At 66.5% G+C, this 15,966-nt stretch carries 11 protein-coding genes; 5 read left to right on the plus strand and 6 right to left on the minus strand.

What is annotated here, in order from left to right:
- Positions 1–17 precede the first annotated feature (17 nt).
- From eccCa to MSP7336_RS03815, 5 genes are all read right to left on the minus strand, one after another.
- Positions 18–3,965 carry a type VII secretion protein EccCa gene (eccCa, locus tag MSP7336_RS03795; protein ID WP_069397102.1) on the minus strand — a complete coding sequence of 1,316 codons (3,948 nt, stop codon included), beginning with the start codon at positions 3,963–3,965 and terminating at the stop codon, positions 18–20.
- Positions 3,962–5,542, minus strand: a complete 1,581-nt coding sequence (gene eccB, locus MSP7336_RS03800; protein WP_113963082.1) for a type VII secretion protein EccB — start codon at positions 5,540–5,542, stop codon at positions 3,962–3,964. The genes eccCa and eccB overlap by 4 nt, the downstream gene beginning before the upstream one ends.
- Positions 5,539–7,359, minus strand: coding sequence for a type VII secretion AAA-ATPase EccA (gene eccA / locus MSP7336_RS03805; protein ID WP_113963083.1), 1,821 nt, complete (start codon positions 7,357–7,359; stop codon positions 5,539–5,541). Before eccA ends, eccB begins: the two co-directional genes overlap by 4 nt.
- A 487-nt stretch (positions 7,360–7,846) precedes the next feature.
- Complete coding sequence (locus MSP7336_RS03810; RefSeq protein ID WP_069397105.1) at positions 7,847–8,752, minus strand: class I SAM-dependent methyltransferase; 906 nt, start codon at positions 8,750–8,752, stop codon at positions 7,847–7,849.
- A 51-nt stretch (positions 8,753–8,803) separates the two neighbouring features.
- Positions 8,804–9,694, minus strand: coding sequence for an oxygenase MpaB family protein (locus MSP7336_RS03815; RefSeq protein ID WP_069397106.1), 891 nt, complete (start codon positions 9,692–9,694; stop codon positions 8,804–8,806).
- 73 nt (positions 9,695–9,767) lie between these two features.
- Here MSP7336_RS03815 and MSP7336_RS03820 point away from each other — a divergent pair, with 73 nt between their 5' ends.
- Entirely contained in the window at positions 9,768–10,418 is a 651-nt protein-coding gene (locus MSP7336_RS03820; protein WP_069397107.1) for a TetR/AcrR family transcriptional regulator, read from the plus strand.
- On the opposite strand, the gene MSP7336_RS03825 is transcribed toward MSP7336_RS03820, so the two are convergent.
- Entirely contained in the window at positions 10,415–10,990 is a 576-nt protein-coding gene (locus tag MSP7336_RS03825) for a VOC family protein (protein ID WP_113964762.1), read from the minus strand. The genes MSP7336_RS03820 and MSP7336_RS03825 overlap by 4 nt on opposite strands.
- A 147-nt stretch (positions 10,991–11,137) precedes the next feature.
- Between MSP7336_RS03825 and MSP7336_RS03830 the strand changes: the two genes are divergently transcribed.
- From MSP7336_RS03830 to MSP7336_RS03845, 4 genes are read left to right on the plus strand one after another with little or no spacing between them, the layout of a single operon-like run.
- The gene (locus tag MSP7336_RS03830) at positions 11,138–12,274 is read left to right on the plus strand and encodes an alpha/beta fold hydrolase domain-containing protein (RefSeq protein ID WP_069397108.1); all 1,137 of its coding nucleotides are present in this window, start codon (positions 11,138–11,140) and stop codon (positions 12,272–12,274) included.
- A complete protein-coding gene (locus MSP7336_RS03835; RefSeq protein ID WP_244917409.1) occupies positions 12,250–13,230 on the plus strand; it encodes a 2-hydroxyacid dehydrogenase in 981 nt (326 codons plus the stop codon). Before MSP7336_RS03830 ends, MSP7336_RS03835 begins: the two co-directional genes overlap by 25 nt.
- A gap of 34 nt (positions 13,231–13,264) precedes the next feature.
- Entirely contained in the window at positions 13,265–15,451 is a 2,187-nt protein-coding gene (locus MSP7336_RS03840) for an acyl-CoA dehydrogenase family protein (RefSeq protein ID WP_069397109.1), read from the plus strand.
- Between the two features lie 6 nt (positions 15,452–15,457).
- Positions 15,458–15,964: a DinB family protein gene (locus tag MSP7336_RS03845; protein ID WP_069397110.1), complete on the plus strand. Its 507-nt coding sequence runs from the start codon at positions 15,458–15,460 to the stop codon at positions 15,962–15,964.
- Positions 15,965–15,966 lie beyond the last annotated feature (2 nt).

Genomic DNA, 15,966 nt, shown 5'->3' on the forward strand with positions numbered 1-15,966 from the left:
ACTCCTTTCGATGAACGTCACTGACGCTCAGCACTGACACTCTCGTCTACAAGCGGGTTGACCAGCTGGACGTACGTCGGATCGCCGCTGTCGCCCAACAGGATTGCCCGCCCGGCCGGCAGCCGATCGAATCGCTGGCCGCGAATCTTGCCACTGTCGGCCGGGTTGCCGGACAGCATCAATGTGGTGGCTTGCAGGTCGTTGAACCGGCGCAGCAACGGGTTGGTCATCAGCGCGTGCGCCGACCCGCTGGCGCGTGCGGTGACGATCACTCGCAGACCCAGATCGCCGGCCTGGCCCAGCAGGCCGATCAGACTGGTCCACGGTCGCTGTCCGACGAATGGGCCCGTCATCGCCGGTGTGTCCGGGATCTGGTCGACGTCGTCGATGAGCAGGTAGTGGGTGTGGCCGTGATACGACCAGCCGGACAACTCGCTCGGCGTCAGCCCCGCCGGCGGGCGGCGCTTCTCGATGAGCGCCGACAACCCCAGCATCGCGGGAATGACGCGGTCCAGGTTGGCGGTGTACTCGTTGTCGGGGAACAGCGGTTCGTCGACGAGGTGCAGCCGGCGATCCAGCACAGTGAACGCGACCTGCTCGGCGGTCGAGTTCTCCCGGACGGTGCGAATGATGTGGCGCAGCAGCGAAGTCTTACCCGACTTGGTGTCGCCGAACACCATGAGCAGCGGGTTGGCGGCGAAGTCGAGTTCGACTGCGGCCAAGTCCTCTTCGCGCTGACCGACGACGATCTGGTCGGGGCCCCGGTACAGGGTGCCCAGATCGCTGGGCGCCAGGTTGGTTGGCAGCAACCGCACCGGCGGCGCCGTCACACCGGCGTGCATGGCGTTGATTGCCGGCACCTGATCCAGCTCCGGCGCCGCGAACAAGAAGTGCTCGGCGGCCATCGTCAGACCGCGGCCAGGCTGGTCGGGCGGCACAGCCTCGGCGGGACGCCGCAGCGCGCCCACGACGCGGACGTTGCTGTCGCGTGGATCATGCAGCTTGAGTTCCAACCGCAGACCGAGTCCGTCTCGCATCGCCAGCGGTACTTCCAACCAGCTCGGCGTGCTGATGATGACGTGGATACCGTAGGCAAGTCCCACATTCGTGAGTTCAGTGACCTTGGCCAGCAACGGGTTTCGGGTGTTGAACTGGTCGGTGTTGTCCCGGCTGAAGGCGTAGAGGTTGTCGATGACCAAAAACACCTCGCCGTAGCCGTCGTCAAGTGCCGACCGGTCCCGGAAGACCTCACGCTGCTGACGGGACCGCAGCAGCTGCTCGAGCTCGCCGAAGGTGCGGCGGATGCGCTCGGGCTCCAGCGGTGAGGCAACGCTGCCGACATGCGCCAGGTCCTCCAGTGCCCGCAGCTGTCCCCCGCCGTAGTCCAGGCAGTAGAAGCTCACTTCACGCGGCGAGTGCAAGTTGGCAGCGGAGAGGATAAATGTCTGCAGCGCAGTCGACTTCCCGGACTTCGCGCCACCGTGGATGACCATGTTGCCCGCCGCTGACCGGGCGTCGAACACCAGCGGGTCGCGACGCATCTCGTAGGGTTTGTCGATCTCGCCCAGCGGCCAGCGGCCCTGTCGCGCCGGTACGCCGGCGCGGGCCAGCACCGTGCTCAACGAAATTGGCTCGTCGAGCGGCGGCAGCCACAGCTCCGGTGCCCGCGGGCCGTAGCGTGCGAGCTGGTCGCCGATGGTGGCGATCAGCTTGCGCGGCGGACCGGTGGGCTCGTCCTCGTCACCACCGGTGATCACGGTGCCCTGGTCCGGCTCGACCCGCCCGGCGCTGAACAGCTTGGGATCCGGCGCAGAGTGCACCACAAGGGTTTTCGCCGCCCGCGGTGGATCGTAGATGCCGTCGACGTAAGTGCTGCGGAATTTGATCGGCGCGGCACCGGGCGCGGGCACCAGGAATCCCACGCCTTTGTGTTCCTTGCCGGCTTCGATGTGGTAGGCGTCCTCCACGCCGATGATCTGCCGGGAAACAGCTGGGCTGGCCACCTTCAAACCGATGCGGTACGAGGTGTTTTTGTCGATGTCCTTGATCTTTCCGATGTCCAGCGTTTGCGATGCGAACAGGATGTGGATGCGGAACGAGCGTCCCTTACGGGCTACGTAGTCGAACAGCTCGGCGTATTCGGGATGGTCGGCCAGCATCAAGGTGAACTCGTCGGCCACCACGAACAGCGTTGGTATGGGCGCCAGGTCATGGCCGGCGGCGATGGCGTTCTCGTATTCGGTCACCGAGTTGAATGCGCTGCCCTGTATCCGGCGGCCGGCCTCGCGCAGCAGCACCTCCCGGCGGGCCACCTCACCGCGCAACGTGTCGGCGAACCGGTCCGCCAGCGATTTCTTCTCGGCCATGTTCGAGATCACCGCCACGACCTGCGGGAAGTGCCGGAAGCTGTCGGCGCCGGCCTCACCCTTGAAGTCGGCATAGATGACGATCAGCCGATCGGCCGGGTGAGTTGTCAACAAGGCCAACAGGATTGACATCAAGGTCTGCGACTTGCCGGACCCGGTCATGCCGATCATCAGCCCGTGCGGACCCATGCCGCCTTCGGCTTCATCCTTGAGGTCGAAGATCAGCGGCTCGCCGGTCGCGGTGACCCCGATCGGGACCCGCAGCTCGTCCTCGCGGCGCCGTGGCGCCCACAGCGTCGGCACGTCGAGCTGCGATGCGTCCGGGATCCCCAGCAGCGTGGTGAATGTGGCGCCCCGGGTGGCCGCCGACTGCAGACCGCTGTGCGTCGGGTTGGAGTCCCAGCGGGACAGCCGGCGCGCGAGATGGGCGGCCTCGTCGGCGCTGAACTGGTCGGCGGTGTCGATGTAGGGCTGCCAGCCGCCGGTCTGCCAGCGCTCGATGGCTCCGTTGGCGATCCGCAGGATCGGCCGCTCGGGATCCGAATACTGCTCGCGGTGCGGCTGTTTGGCCGAACGGTGGATGACGGTAACGCCCGCCCAACCGGCCGCCAGCGTCGATGCGTTGACGTCGTAGTCGGGGTCGTCGACGATGATCAGCAGATGGCGCAGCGCGTCTGCGGACCCACCGGTGAACGCGGGGCGATCAGCCAACGCGGGACCGAGCAGCGCGGCCAGTTCGTCGATATTGGTCGACAGGTAGCGAGCCGGACCGACGCCGTCCACCTGGCCCGGAATGTCCACGTGTGGCAGCCATTTCAGCCATGACCACTCGGGTTCCTCCAAATCGGATGTGGCCAGCGCGATACCGAGCACCGTCGGGTCGTGCCAGGTCACCGCTTGGGCGATCCAGGCCCGCAATGCCCCGCGTACGTCGTCGGTGTCGCCGAGCAGCGTGATCCGCGAAACCTTGGCCAGGTCAATTCCTGCGGGCACATCCCGCACCGTGCGCTGGGTGTCCAGCAGGCTGCGTAACGCGCTGTGACACACCGGTTCCAAATCGATCTCGTCGGCGGTGTCGTTGACCCGCAGCGGGGTGTCCAGTGCAGTCGAGTGCAGCCCGGCCCGTACCACCAGGAAGTCGGCGTCATGCGGATCGCGTTCCCACTGGCGCCGCGAGCCGGGTATTGCGGCCAGGTCGGCGGGCTCAGGATGCGACCATTCCGCGGCGGCCCGCTGCTCGGCGGCCTGGGCCCGGATGTTGTCCCGGACCACCGACAGGTAGCGCAGGTAGTCGGCGCGTTCGGCGTCGACCTCCTCGGTGCGCATCTTGTTGTCGGTGCCGCGGTAGAGCGCGGTGGCAGCCAGCAGCAGCACGAACGGGAAGAACAAGGTCTGCGGCGAGATCACTCGCATCCCGGTGGCGACCATCGCGACGATCATCCCGACGATCAGGATGACGATCACGATGGGCAGGGCGCGGCGCAACAGCGACGGCGGAATCGCCCGCTGCAGCTCGGGCGGCGCCTCGATGTTGATGGCTCCCTTGCGGGTTGCCGGCGGCGGCACCCGGCGACGGGCCTCGAAGATGAGTCGGCTCATCGGGTTGCCCCTTCGGCTGAGGTAGTACGACCGGGCCGAGAGTCCGGCGCCAAGCCGTCGTGGGCGAGCAGCGCGTCGGCGCGCGACAAAGTCGGTCCGGGCGCGAACAGCGACAACATCGACCACGGGATCGGAGTCGGTGGTGAGTTGAGGCCAAGTGCTTCAACGGTTTTGGAGTGACCGGTGGCGTCGCGCTCGTTGTCGATGCCGTAGCGGACGCCGGTGTCGGCGACCCAGAACAGCGAGCCGGCCGCCGGCGAGGACGCATCGTGGCCGACCGTCTGCGTGAAATACCCTCTGCCAGGCGCCAACGCGACCCGGGTGGCGGTCCCGTCGACGCCTCCCCCAACCAGGTCCTCGGTGTGCACACCGTCGGGCACCGGGAGCGTCGAACCCGCCAGCAACGTGAGCGAGTTGGTGGCGGCGCCCGCCGCTTTGCTCCAGTGCGCGCAGATGAGCGGATCGTGGCCGGCGTCGACGAGCGTCACCCGCTGCTCGGGATAACGGCCGGTGTCGAGCATCCGCGACACCGGCAGCCGGGCGATCTGGTCGGCGCCGAGCCGCGGCGGCTGATCCAAACCGTAGGAGTTCGCGTTGCGCAGCACGGCGGCCAGCACCGGCGAAATCGGCTGCAGCCCATCGGGCAACACCGCGTAGTACAGCACGCTGCCCTGCGGGCTGGCTTCCAGGGCGTGCGCCTGCACCACCGCACCCACCGGCGCAGACGTCGGCAGGGCGAACTGCGGTGGGCTGCCTGCCCCGGGGATGTCGGGAGCCGTCAGCGCCGGTGCTTCGGGAATCGCGTTGAACAAGCCTGCGGCGATGGGCCGCGCCGTCGGCACGTCGTTACCGAAGCCCAGTGCGCTGGTGACCGGGCGGTCGTGCAGATCGATGCGGCTGCGGCGACCGTTCCACAGCAACCAGGTGCCGCTGCCGTTGCGAACCAGCACCGCCTGGGTGGCGTCCAGCGGCGCGGCGCGGGCACCGCTGCTGTCCAGGGTTCCGCCGATCACCGTGACCCCAGCGGCCGGCCCTGAAACACCGTCGCACACCGCCCAGTTCGCGTCCTTGGGGGTGGCCTGCACCATCCGTTCCGGCGCACCCGGGATGCCGATCAGGTTGCCGCGCGGAAATTGGTCTAACGCACTGCTTTTCACGCTCGTGGGGTTGACCGGCCTACCGGTGATCAGTCGGGCCGACGTCAAGTTGAGCACCGGGTGCAGCCGGTCCCCCACCCGCACATACAGTGCCGCGGTGGACCGGTCGGCCAGCACCGGGTTGTTTTCTGCCGAGCCGTTGGGCCGGATCAACGAGAATACGAAGCAGCCCACCAGGGCGGTGACGAGGATCAGCACACCCATCAGCACTGCGCGGGTCTGGGTACGCAGCGGGTCGACGAGCATGCGGGTGTCATGTAGCGCGACTCCAGATGCGATGCGGCGCATGACAAATCGCCAACCACTCACCTGGTGGCGGGTGACGAAGCCACGCCGGTAGACGACCTTGTCGGGGTTATCGTTGCGCGGGGTGCGCGACGAAAACGAGCGCCGTTCGTCCAATGGCTCCGGGTGGGTCATGCCGGCTCCTGCAGGCCGAGGCCCTCCAGCAGCGGCCCAACCGAGTTGCGCACGTCCTCGACAGTGATCGTCATCAGCTCCTCATCGGTGAATTCGCCGGTCTCGGCGTGCTCGGAGTGGTCCAACCGGAATTCACGTTCCTCTTCGGACTTTTCGACGAGGTTCCGGACAAATCGGCCGTTGCCCGCGATATCCAGGCCGCGCCGCTCTACCCCGGAGGCGTCGGGTTTCGACGAATCGGCCAAATGCGTGAACAATGCCTCGAGATCGTCGAGCGCGGCTTGCTCGAAGACACTGTCGCGCTTGCCTGCCATAAAGTTCGCGATCTCGATCAGCTCAGCCGGTTTGTAGGACGGGAAGTCGATGCTGCGGGTGAACCGCGACCGCAGACCCTGGTTGGTATCGAGGAACCGATCCAAATCGGCGCGGTATCCGGCGATGATCACCACCAAGCGATCCCGGTCGTTTTCCATCCGGGCCAGCAGCGTGTCAATGGCCACCAGACCGAAGTCGTTCTTGGCGCCGGTGGCCACCAGTGCATAGGCCTCGTCGAGGAACAACACGCCGTCCAGGGCGCTGTCGATGATCGCGTTGGTTTTGGCCTCGGTCTCGCCGATGTGCTGTCCGATGAGATCGGCGCGGTGCACTTCGCGGATGTTCTCTTTTTTCAAAAGGCCTAGGCCGCAATAAATTTTGGCGATGACGCGGGCGATCGTGGTCTTGCCGGTTCCAGGCGGTCCGGTGAAGACCAGGTGGTGGGTGCGCTGGGCCACCTCGAGGCCGCGCTGCTTGCGGACCAGCTCCATGGCGACCGCGCTTTTGAGCCGGGCGACCTGATCTTTGACCTTGTCCAGGCCGATGAATTCATCGAGCTCGCGTTCGGCCTCGTGCAGCAGGGCGCGCTTGCGCTCCTGGGCTTCGGGGTCGATGAAATTGCCTGGAGTGGGTTCGGTTTCGGGATCCCACGGGTTGGTGCGCGCATCGATTCGCGCGGCGGTCGTGGTGACGATCCCGAAGCTCGGATCGGACAGGGCGTGCTCGACCTGCTCGTTTTCCGGATTGGCGGCGTAGAGGTCTTGCAGGACCTCACTGGCGGATTCCTCGTCGACATGCGCGCGCAGCACCAGCGCTTTGGCCAGCGCGCCGTCCACCGCGGCGATCGCCACCGGCCCGTCGGGCTCCTCTAAATACGACAGCGCCGGGGCGAACATGCCCAGCCGGGCCAGCGCAATACCCAGGGTGACTTTGGCGGCGTGCGCATACGTTTCGTCGAGGCCGGTGTCGTTGACGATCGGCGTCAGCAGTTTGACGACGTCCGACCACCGCTCGGTGCGGTAGTGCAGGGCGACGGCGACCCAGCGGGCCTCGTTGCAGTTCGGCCGACGCTTGCTGACATCGGTCACCAGCTCGTGGGCATCTGCGTAGCTTCCGTCGGCCACCAGTGCCGCGGCATAGGCGAGATGGAAGTCGTCGGGCTCGGTGGCGCGGAATTTCAGGTAAAGCCCGCTGTCGTAGTGGAATCCCAACGACCCCGGCGCCAGTTCGACGTGGCGCTGCAGTACACCCGCGGTGTCGGCGGTCTGCGAAATTGCTTCCAACACCCGGGCGGACGCGTCGCCGGCGGCGGCCAGTCCGGTCCAGGCGTCGCACTGGTCGTGGGCGATGCGGGTCAGCGCGGCGAAGCCGGATCGCGCGGCGGACAAATCGGCCGGGCGGCGGCGGTCGTAGACCCGAAGCCCAAGCGCCCGGCAGCAGGTGGCGAACCGGCTGACGACGTCGTCGTCGATTCGGGGTGTTGCTGGCCGGGTAGCGAGCATGCCGCCGTCAGCGCTATCCACGGCCCTGCCTCCCCTTCGAGCATGTATTGCCTAAGCTAACCTGGCTGAAGTTAGCATTGCATAAGCTAAGTGTCGAGATGCACCCATCACCCCAAGTCGTGGCCTCGGTCACCTCGCGGCGGCGTCCCAACCGTCGTGTAGAACGGGCCACCCGTTCCTCCTTACCGGCCGATGCAGGCCCGACCTTGATGAAAATCGTTTTCGATAAGCCCGGCCAACGATACCTCGCAGACCTTCGCTAGCGGAACCGCCCCCACCGGGACGAGTAGACGACGCGGGCAGCCTCCAGCACTAGTCGGTACCGGCTGTGCGTGAGTTCCCGGCCGCCGTTGTGCGCTCTGTCAGGCCTCGCAGCCTTGGACACCGCCAGATGGTATCTGCAGACGCGGTGCCATGGCCCTAAAAGGTGCACATTTGAGGATCAACAATGCCGGTTGATCCTCATCTACGGGTGCCGGTCAGCCGGTCACGGCTTGGTGGCGCTGACCAGAGTATTGAGGGCGATCGTGCGGCCGCCCTCGCTATCCGGCGCGGGTACCGGTCGGCCGACCGCGCGCAACCAGTCGGCCAGCGGGGTGGGAACGGCCGTCCAGCCCCGCTCGCCGAACCACTGGTCCGCCGGGGCGCATTGCTCGTTGTAGATCAATTGGAAGAACAGCCGGTTGTCGCCCCGGGCATTGGCATCACGTTCCTCCGCGATGGCGGCGGCCAAGGCCTCGGCCGACATCGGGGCACCATCTTCGATGGCAACGTGGCTGCCCGAACCGGCCAATCCATCGATGCCGGTGTACAGCTGGTGCTGCGCGTGGGCCGGCAGATAGATCACCAGGCCTTCGGCAAGCCACGCCGAGGGTTTGGCGGGATCGAACCCATTGTCACGCAGGGCCTGTGGCCAGTCGTCACGCAGGTCGACGGCGACCTCACGGCGCTCAGCGTGGGGCGTGGCGCCCAGGTCGGTGAGCACCTCGCGTTTGAAGTCGAGGACCGCGGGCTGATCCAGCTCGAAGATCGTCGTGCCGGCCGGCCATGACAGCCGGTAGGCGCGCGAGTCCAGCCCGGCGGCCAAGATCACCACTTGGCGGACGCCGGCATCGACCGCCCGGCCGAAGTAGTCGTCGAAGTACTTGGTGCGGGCGGCCTGAAAGTTGACGAAGGCTTCGCCGAAATCGGCTGTCTTCAGTTGGTGCTCGGGCGCTTTGCCGTCCAGCACGTCGGCCCACTGCCCGCCCGCGGCGCGGCAGAACACCTCGGCGAAGGGGTCGACGACAAGGGGGTCGGGCTTCTGCGCCTCCAAGGCCCGAGCGGTGGCCACGAACAACGCGGTCTGACCAACGCTTGTCGTGATGTCCCAGGTGTCATTTTCAGTACGCATGTACCTGACCCTACGCGCGGCGGTTGCGGCCGCCGCGCCGCAACGGCGCCGCTAGACCAACGGGCGGCCGCGCTTGATCCGCCGGTCCAGGTCCCACAGCAACACGTTGAACGGGAATCGGCGAACGAACCGCGGCATGAGGTTGTTGATGGTCCGCAGCACAGCTATCAACCGGTCAAACCGCCGTTGTTTAGTGGCGTCCCACGGCAGTCGCATCTCGTCGCGGAACCGTTGCGGCAGAAAGCCGGTAGTGATGAACAGCCCGGGCGCGTCCGCCAGCCGCTGCAACGGTCCGGGCAACTTCAAACCCGGAACCCGGCCCGCGGCGATCGGATACAGATACTCGCGAACGGTGTCATCGATGTGTACCTTGTCCAGCGACTCCTGCCAGTAGCGGTCGAACGCCGCGCGATCCGGCGGCCACATCTCTTCGGGCACCTGCAGCGTCGTTCCGAGCACCACCGCGTCGCGGTAGTGCTGTTCGGCGGCGTCGTCGTCGATCTCGCCGATGAACATGCGGTAGAAATCGACCCCACCCTTGTAGAGGCATGCGGCCACCCACAGCTGCAGGTCGGGATCGAACGCGTTGTAGCGCACCGGGCTCTCCGGGGTCGAATAGACCTCGGCATGGGCGCGGTTCACCGCGCGGCGAAACGCCTGTTTCTGGGCGTCGGTACCGGCCATGGCCACCGCAAGGTAAGTGAACGTGGTGCGGGCTCGCTTGATCGGATGCTTGTCGACACGGCCGCTTTCAACCCGGCTTTCCACCACGCCGTAGCCCACACCGGGCCGGGCCAGCTGCATGATCACGTTAGCCGGGCCCAGCAGCAACGCCATGCCCATCAGCGTGTCGTCCTGGCGCAGGGCACGGGGCGGCCGACGGCGCGTCACCGCGGCGATGGGCCGATCGCTGACCGGACGTTCGACATGTTCGACTGTCATTGCCACACCTGCTCCGCTAATTGTGAGAACGCTTGTTTCCTGATATTGCCCAGCTCGGTGCCGCGGTGTCAAGATGGTGCGCATGGAAACGGCGAGCGTAACGGCGAGCATGCGGCGCTATCGCGGCGTCGAACCTGCCGAACGGCTCGCCGGGCGCCGCCGTCGACTGTTGGTCGCCGGCCTGGACCTGTTGGGTGCGCAGCACCAGGACATTTCCGAGTTGACCGTCCGGGGCATCTGCCGCCAGGCGGGCGTGGCCGCGCGCTACTTCTACGAGAGTTTCGCCGACAAAGACCAATTCGTCAGCGCCGTCTTCGATTGGGTGGTGGCCGACCTGGCGGCCAGTATCCAGGCTGCGGTGGACGCGGTGCGACCCGAGCAGCAAACTCGCGCCGGGATGGCCAAGATCGTGCACACCATCGCGGGCGATCCCCGGATCGGGCGTCTGCTGTTCAGCGTGCATCTGACCAACGCGGTGCTGATTCGCAAACGCGTCGAATCGATCACATTGTTCGCGATGCTGCTGGGCCGCCACGCCAGCAACCTGTCAGGAATGCCGCCGAACGAGCGCAGCACGGCCGCCGCGCATTTCGTCGTCGGCGGCGTCGGACAGACGCTCAGCGCCTGGCTGGCCGGGGAGGTGCAACTCAAGCCCGACGAACTCGTCGACCAATTGGCCTCACTGCTCGACCAACTCGCCGACCCGGCGCTCTATCACAATTAGCGACTTGCCGGAACCCGCCGGTCGGCCGACGTCTTAGGCACGGCCTGAGTATCGTTCGCCGTGAATTCCTTGACCCAGCAAGCGAACTCGAGCGTGATTCCGTCGGGATCCTGAAAATAGAACGACCGCACATACACGCCGGGATGCAGCGTCGCCGAGACCTGCATCTCGCTCTCGTCGTGGTTGAGCACCGGCCCCACTCGAACGCCCTTTTCCTTGAGCCGTCGGCGATATTCGTCGAACTTCTCGGCGGGGACGTGGAAAGCCAGGTGGTTCATCGTGCTGACCGCGCTGGTGATATCGCCGATGCCGGGGATGGCGGCCGGCGACGAGATTCCCGGCACCCGATCGGGGGCGTCGGCGAACCAGAAGAACGCAACGCAATCACCGTTGCCGGCGTCAAAGAAGAAGTGCTGGCCGGCGCCATTCGGCAAGTCGAGCGACTTGATCAGCGGCATGCCCAGGATGTTGCTGTAGAAGTCCACCGTGCGCGCCATGTCCGAGCACACCAGCGCAACATGGTTGATCCCGCCGAGCTCGAACTCGCTGTTGGGGTTGTGTGGCTTGATCATCATCGGGCTCCCGTCCGACGGCGTGCAGTTCGCTGGTTTTCTGGGCGGAGATCCTTAACTGAATTTAACATCAGGTTCAGCTCTCTTCTAGCGTTCCTGGGGTGGTCGTCAGGAGAGGAGAGCCATCGCAAGGAGGGGCCGACTGATATGACGACTCGCTATACCGGCGCGGCGGGGGTTTTGCGCGAATTCATCGGCCTGCCGTCGCCAACTGCCCGGCGTGCCGATGCGGGCGGTCATCCATGCCAGGGCCTCTATCACCGCGGCGTCGGACGCAAGCCCAAGGTCGCGGTCATCGCCTCCCACTATCAAATCGACTTCTCTGAGCACTATCTCGCCGATTATCTCGCCACCCGCGGCGTGGGCTTTTTGGGCTGGAACACGCGGTTCCGTGGCTTCGAGAGCAGCTTTCTGCTCGACCACGCTTTGGTCGACATCGGTGTCGGCGTCCGCTGGCTTCGCGAGGTTCAGGGCGTGGAAGCCGTTGTGCTGCTGGGTAACTCGGGTGGAGGATCGCTGATGGCCGCCTACCAATCACAGGCAGTGGACCCGAATGTCACCCCGCTGCCGGGCATGCGTCCCGCGGCCGGCTTGACCGAGTTGATACCCGCCGATGGATACATTGCCAGCGCGGCTCATCCTGGGCGCCCCGATGTGCTGACCGCGTGGATGGACGGCTCCGTCGTCGACGAGAACGACCCCGTCGCCACCGATCCCGACCTCGACCTGTTCAACGAGTCCAATGGCCCGCCGTACGCCCCTGAGTTCCTCGCCCAATACCGGAAAGCGCAAACAGCGCGCAACCACGCCATCACCGATTGGGCCGAGAAGGAACTGAAACGGGTTCGCGCCGCGGGGTTCTCGGACCGGCCGTTCACCGTGATGCGGACCTGGGCCGATCCCCGCATGGTTGACCCCACCATCGAGCCGACCAAACGTCAGCCCAACATGTGTTATGCGGGTGTCCCGGCGAGGGCGAACCGCTCGGCGCACGGCATCGCAGCAGCGTGCACGCTGCGTAACTGGCTGGGCATGTGGAGTCTGCGGACTGCGCAAACCCGTGCCGAGCCGCATCTGGCCCGCATCAGCTGTCCGGCACTGGTTATCAATGCCGAAGCCGACACCGGGGTTTTCCCCTCCGACGCGAAGCGCATCTACGACGCGCTTGCCAGCACCGACAAGACGCTGTGCTCAATCGATACCGACCACTACTTCACCACGCCGGGAGCGCGCAGCGAGCAAGCTGACACGATCGCCAAGTGGATTGCGAAACGGTGGCGCTGAGGGTCCTTGCTCATTTCATACCTGGCAGTAAAGTTCTGGATTTCCTTGCGTCCGAGGCTGATTGGCTAGATGTCCGGTGGTGCGCCGCCGACGACGACATCACCTTCTATCGCGAGCTGCCCGACGCCGAGGTGATCTGGCATGTGCTGCGCCCGCTGTCGGCTGCCGACCTGCGCCGGGCGTCCAGGCTGCGGCTGGTGCACAAGCTCGGCGCCGGGGTGAACACCGTCGACGTCGCGGCGGCGAGCGAGCAGGGCATCGCCGTCGCCAACATGCCGGGTGCCAACGCGGCGTCGGTGGCCGAGGGCACGGTGCTGCTGATGCTTGCCGCGCTGCGTCGGCTGCCGGCGTTGGATCGACTGACCCGGCAGGGCCGCGGCTGGCCGTCTGATCCGCAGCTGGGTGAGACCGTGCGGGATATCGGCGGCTGCACGGTCGGCCTGGTCGGGTACGGCAACATCGCCAAGCGGGTCGAGCAAATGGTCGCCGCGATGGGCGCAACGGTGCTGCACACTAGCACCGGCAGCGACGGGCTGCCGACTTGGCGTGGCTTGCCCGAGCTGCTGGCCGACAGCGACGTCGTCTCGTTGCATGTGCCCTTAACGGACGGGCCGCCGTCGACGCACAACCTGCTGGGAGCAGACGAGTTGGCCGCGATGAAGCCCGGCGCGGTGCTGGTCAACACCTCGCGCGGCGGAGTCGTCGACGAAGCCGCTCTGGTGGACGCGCTGCGCAGCGGCCGGTTGGGTGCGGCGGGGCTCGACGTGTTCGCCGTCGAGCCGGTCGCGCCGGACAACCCGTTGCTGGGCCTCGACAATGTCGCGCTGACGCCGCATGTCAGCTGGTACACCGTCGACACGATGCGGCGCTACCTAGAACAGGCCGTCGCCAACTGCAGGCGGCTGCGCGACGGTCAGCGGCTGGCCAATGTAGTCAACCAACCAACCGGTTATTAAATTGGGGGGACAAGCTCCCAACGGAAGGCGACCAATGCCGATCGCGATCACCCCTGAGCATCAAGACCTGGCCGACTCAGTGCGATCCCTGGTGGCGCGGGTAGCGCCGTCGGAAGTGCTGCACGCCGCGCTGGAGACACCCGTCGACAACCCGCCACCGTACTGGCAGGCTGCGGCCGAGCAGGGCTTGCAGGGCGTTCACCTCGCCGAAACCGTCGGCGGCCAGGGGTTCGGCATCTTGGAGTTGGCCGTGGTGCTCGCCGAATTCGGGTACGGCGCGGTGCCGGGCCCGTTTGTGCCGTCGGCGATCGCCAGCGCGCTGATCTCGGCGCACGACCCGAACACGAAAGTGCTCAACGACCTGGCGTCGGGCACGACCATCGCCGCGTATGCCCTGAGTTCCGGGCTGACCGCGACCCGCCACGGTGACGGGTTGGTGATCCGCGGGGAAGTCCGGGCGGTGCCCGCAGCGGCGCAGGCATCGGTGCTAGTGCTGCCGGTAGCGATCGACAGCGGCGAGGAATGGGTGGTGCTGCGCGCCGAGCAACTCGAGATCGAGCCGGTCAAAAGCGTGGACCCGCTGCGGCCGATCGCGCACGTGCGCGCCAACGCCGTCGAGGTCGGTGACGACGCGCTGCTGAGCAACCTGAGCATGACCACCGCGCACGCGTTGATGTCCACGCTGCTGTCGGCGGAGGCCATCGGTGTGGCGCGGTGGGCCACCGACACGGCGTCGGAGTACGCCAAGATCCGCGAACAATTCGGCCGGCCGATCGGCCAGTTCCAGGCCATCAAACACAAGTGCGCCGAGATGATCGCCGACACCGAGCGGGCCACCGCCGCGGTGTGGGATGCTGCCCGCGCGATCGACGAGGCCGCCTCCGGGAAAGATTCAGGGGTCGAGTTCGCCGCGGCGGTGGCGGCGACGCTGGCCCCGGCGGCCGCTCAACGCTGCACGCAGGATTGCATCCAGGTGCACGGCGGCATCGGATTCACCTGGGAGCACGACACCAACGTGTACTACCGCCGGGCGTTGATGCTGGCCGCCTCGTTCGGCCGTCGCACCGACTACCCGCAACGGGTGGTCGACACCGCGACCAGCACCGGGATGCGCGAACTGAACATCGATCTCGATCCGGAAACCGAGAAGCTGCGCGCCGAGATCCGCGCGGAGGTGGCCGCGCTCAAGGCGATGCCGCGCGAGGAGCGCACGACCGCGATCGCCGAGGGCGGTTGGGTGCTGCCGTACCTGCCCAAGCCGTGGGGCCGGGACGCCAGCCCGGTCGAGCAGATCATCATTGCTCAGGAGTTCACCGCCGGGCGGGTCAGGCGGCCGCAGATGGGCATCGCCGCCTGGCTGGTGCCGTCAGTGGTGGAGTTTGGCACCGAGGAACAGAAGCAGCGGTTCTTGCCGCCGACCCTGCGTGGCGAAATGATTTGGTGTCAGCTGTTTTCCGAGCCGGGTGCCGGATCCGACCTGGCCGGATTGAGCACCAAGGCGACCAGGGCCGAGGGCGGGTGGCGGATCACCGGCCAGAAGATCTGGACCACCGCCGCGCAGTTCTCGCAGTGGGGCATGCTGCTCGCCAGGACGGACCCGAGCGCTCCGAAACACAACGGCATCACCTATTTCCTGCTGGACATGAGCAGCGAAGGGGTGGAAGTCAAACCGCTGCGCGAGCTCACCGGTGGCGCGATGTTCAACACGGTCTTCATCGACGACGTGTTCGTGCCCGACGAGTTGGTGCTCGGCGAGGTGAACCGCGGCTGGGAGGTCAGCCGCACCACGCTGACCGCGGAACGGGTTTCGATCGGTAGCAGCGAGGCGCCGTTCCTGGCCAACCTGGACGGGTTCGTCGAGTTCATGCGTGACGGTCAGTTCGACCAGGTCGCGCAGAACCGGGCCGGACAATTGATCGCCGAGGGCTACGCCGCCAAGGTGCTCAACATGCGCTCGACGCTGCTGACGCTGGCCGGCGGCGATGCGATGCCCTCGGCGGCGATCTCGAAGTTGCTGTCGATGCGCACGGCTCAGGGCTACGCCGAATTCGCGGTGTCCACCTTCGGAACCGAGGCCGCGATCGGTGACTCCGATCAGCTGTTTGGCAAGTGGGCCGACTACCTGCTGGCCAGCCGCGCCACCACCATCTACGGCGGCACCTCGGAGGTGCAGCTCAACATCATCGCCGAGCGGTTGCTGGGCCTGCCCCGCGACCCGTAGGCCGGCATGACCGACGCCGCGCCCGATCGCCGCAACCGTGCGGACGCCGGCGAGCGTCAAAACCTGGAGGCCTTCCTCGACGACTACCGAGATATCGTGGTGCGCAAGGTTTCCGGCCTGTCCGACGCCGACGCCCGGCGTCGGCTGGTTGTGTCAGCGACGACGGTCGGCGGGCTGGTCAAGCATCTGCGCTGGGTGGAATACGGCTGGTTCGACCAGCTGTTGCAGGAGCGACTCGACGACAACCGTCGCACTCACGAGCGGTCGTGGGAGTTCGACTTTCTTCCGGAGGAGTCGCTGGCCACACTTGTTGCGGAATACCAAACCCAGTGCGACGAGTCCCGGCGCATCGCGGCGCGGTTTCCGTTGGATCACGCCGTGCCGCACCGTCGTTTCGGCACGGTGTCGCTGCGCTGGATCTATGTGCACATGATCGAAGAGACCGCCCGCCACACCGGACAACTCGACATCTTGCGCGAACAGCTTGACGGTGCAACCGGATTCGACGGCTAAGC

It is taken from the genome of Mycobacterium shimoidei, assembly GCF_900417275.1.
GTDB lineage: Bacteria > Actinomycetota > Actinomycetes > Mycobacteriales > Mycobacteriaceae > Mycobacterium > Mycobacterium shimoidei.

What these genes read in the sequence shown, in the direction of transcription:
- eccCa (WP_069397102.1), bottom strand. Translation starts at nt 3,965, where the DNA reads ATGAGCCGACTCATCTTCGAGGCCCGTCGCCGGGTGCCGCCGCCGGCA.
- eccB (WP_113963082.1), bottom strand. Translation starts at nt 5,542, where the DNA reads ATGACCCACCCGGAGCCATTGGACGAACGGCGCTCGTTTTCGTCGCGC.
- eccA (WP_113963083.1), bottom strand. Translation starts at nt 7,359, where the DNA reads ATGCTCGCTACCCGGCCAGCAACACCCCGAATCGACGACGACGTCGTC.
- MSP7336_RS03810 (WP_069397105.1), bottom strand. Translation starts at nt 8,752, where the DNA reads ATGCGTACTGAAAATGACACCTGGGACATCACGACAAGCGTTGGTCAG.
- MSP7336_RS03815 (WP_069397106.1), bottom strand. Translation starts at nt 9,694, where the DNA reads ATGACAGTCGAACATGTCGAACGTCCGGTCAGCGATCGGCCCATCGCC.
- MSP7336_RS03820 (WP_069397107.1), top strand. Translation starts at nt 9,768, where the DNA reads ATGGTGCGCATGGAAACGGCGAGCGTAACGGCGAGCATGCGGCGCTAT.
- MSP7336_RS03825 (WP_113964762.1), bottom strand. Translation starts at nt 10,990, where the DNA reads ATGATCAAGCCACACAACCCCAACAGCGAGTTCGAGCTCGGCGGGATC.
- MSP7336_RS03830 (WP_069397108.1), top strand. Translation starts at nt 11,138, where the DNA reads ATGACGACTCGCTATACCGGCGCGGCGGGGGTTTTGCGCGAATTCATC.
- MSP7336_RS03840 (WP_069397109.1), top strand. Translation starts at nt 13,265, where the DNA reads ATGCCGATCGCGATCACCCCTGAGCATCAAGACCTGGCCGACTCAGTG.
- MSP7336_RS03845 (WP_069397110.1), top strand. Translation starts at nt 15,458, where the DNA reads ATGACCGACGCCGCGCCCGATCGCCGCAACCGTGCGGACGCCGGCGAG.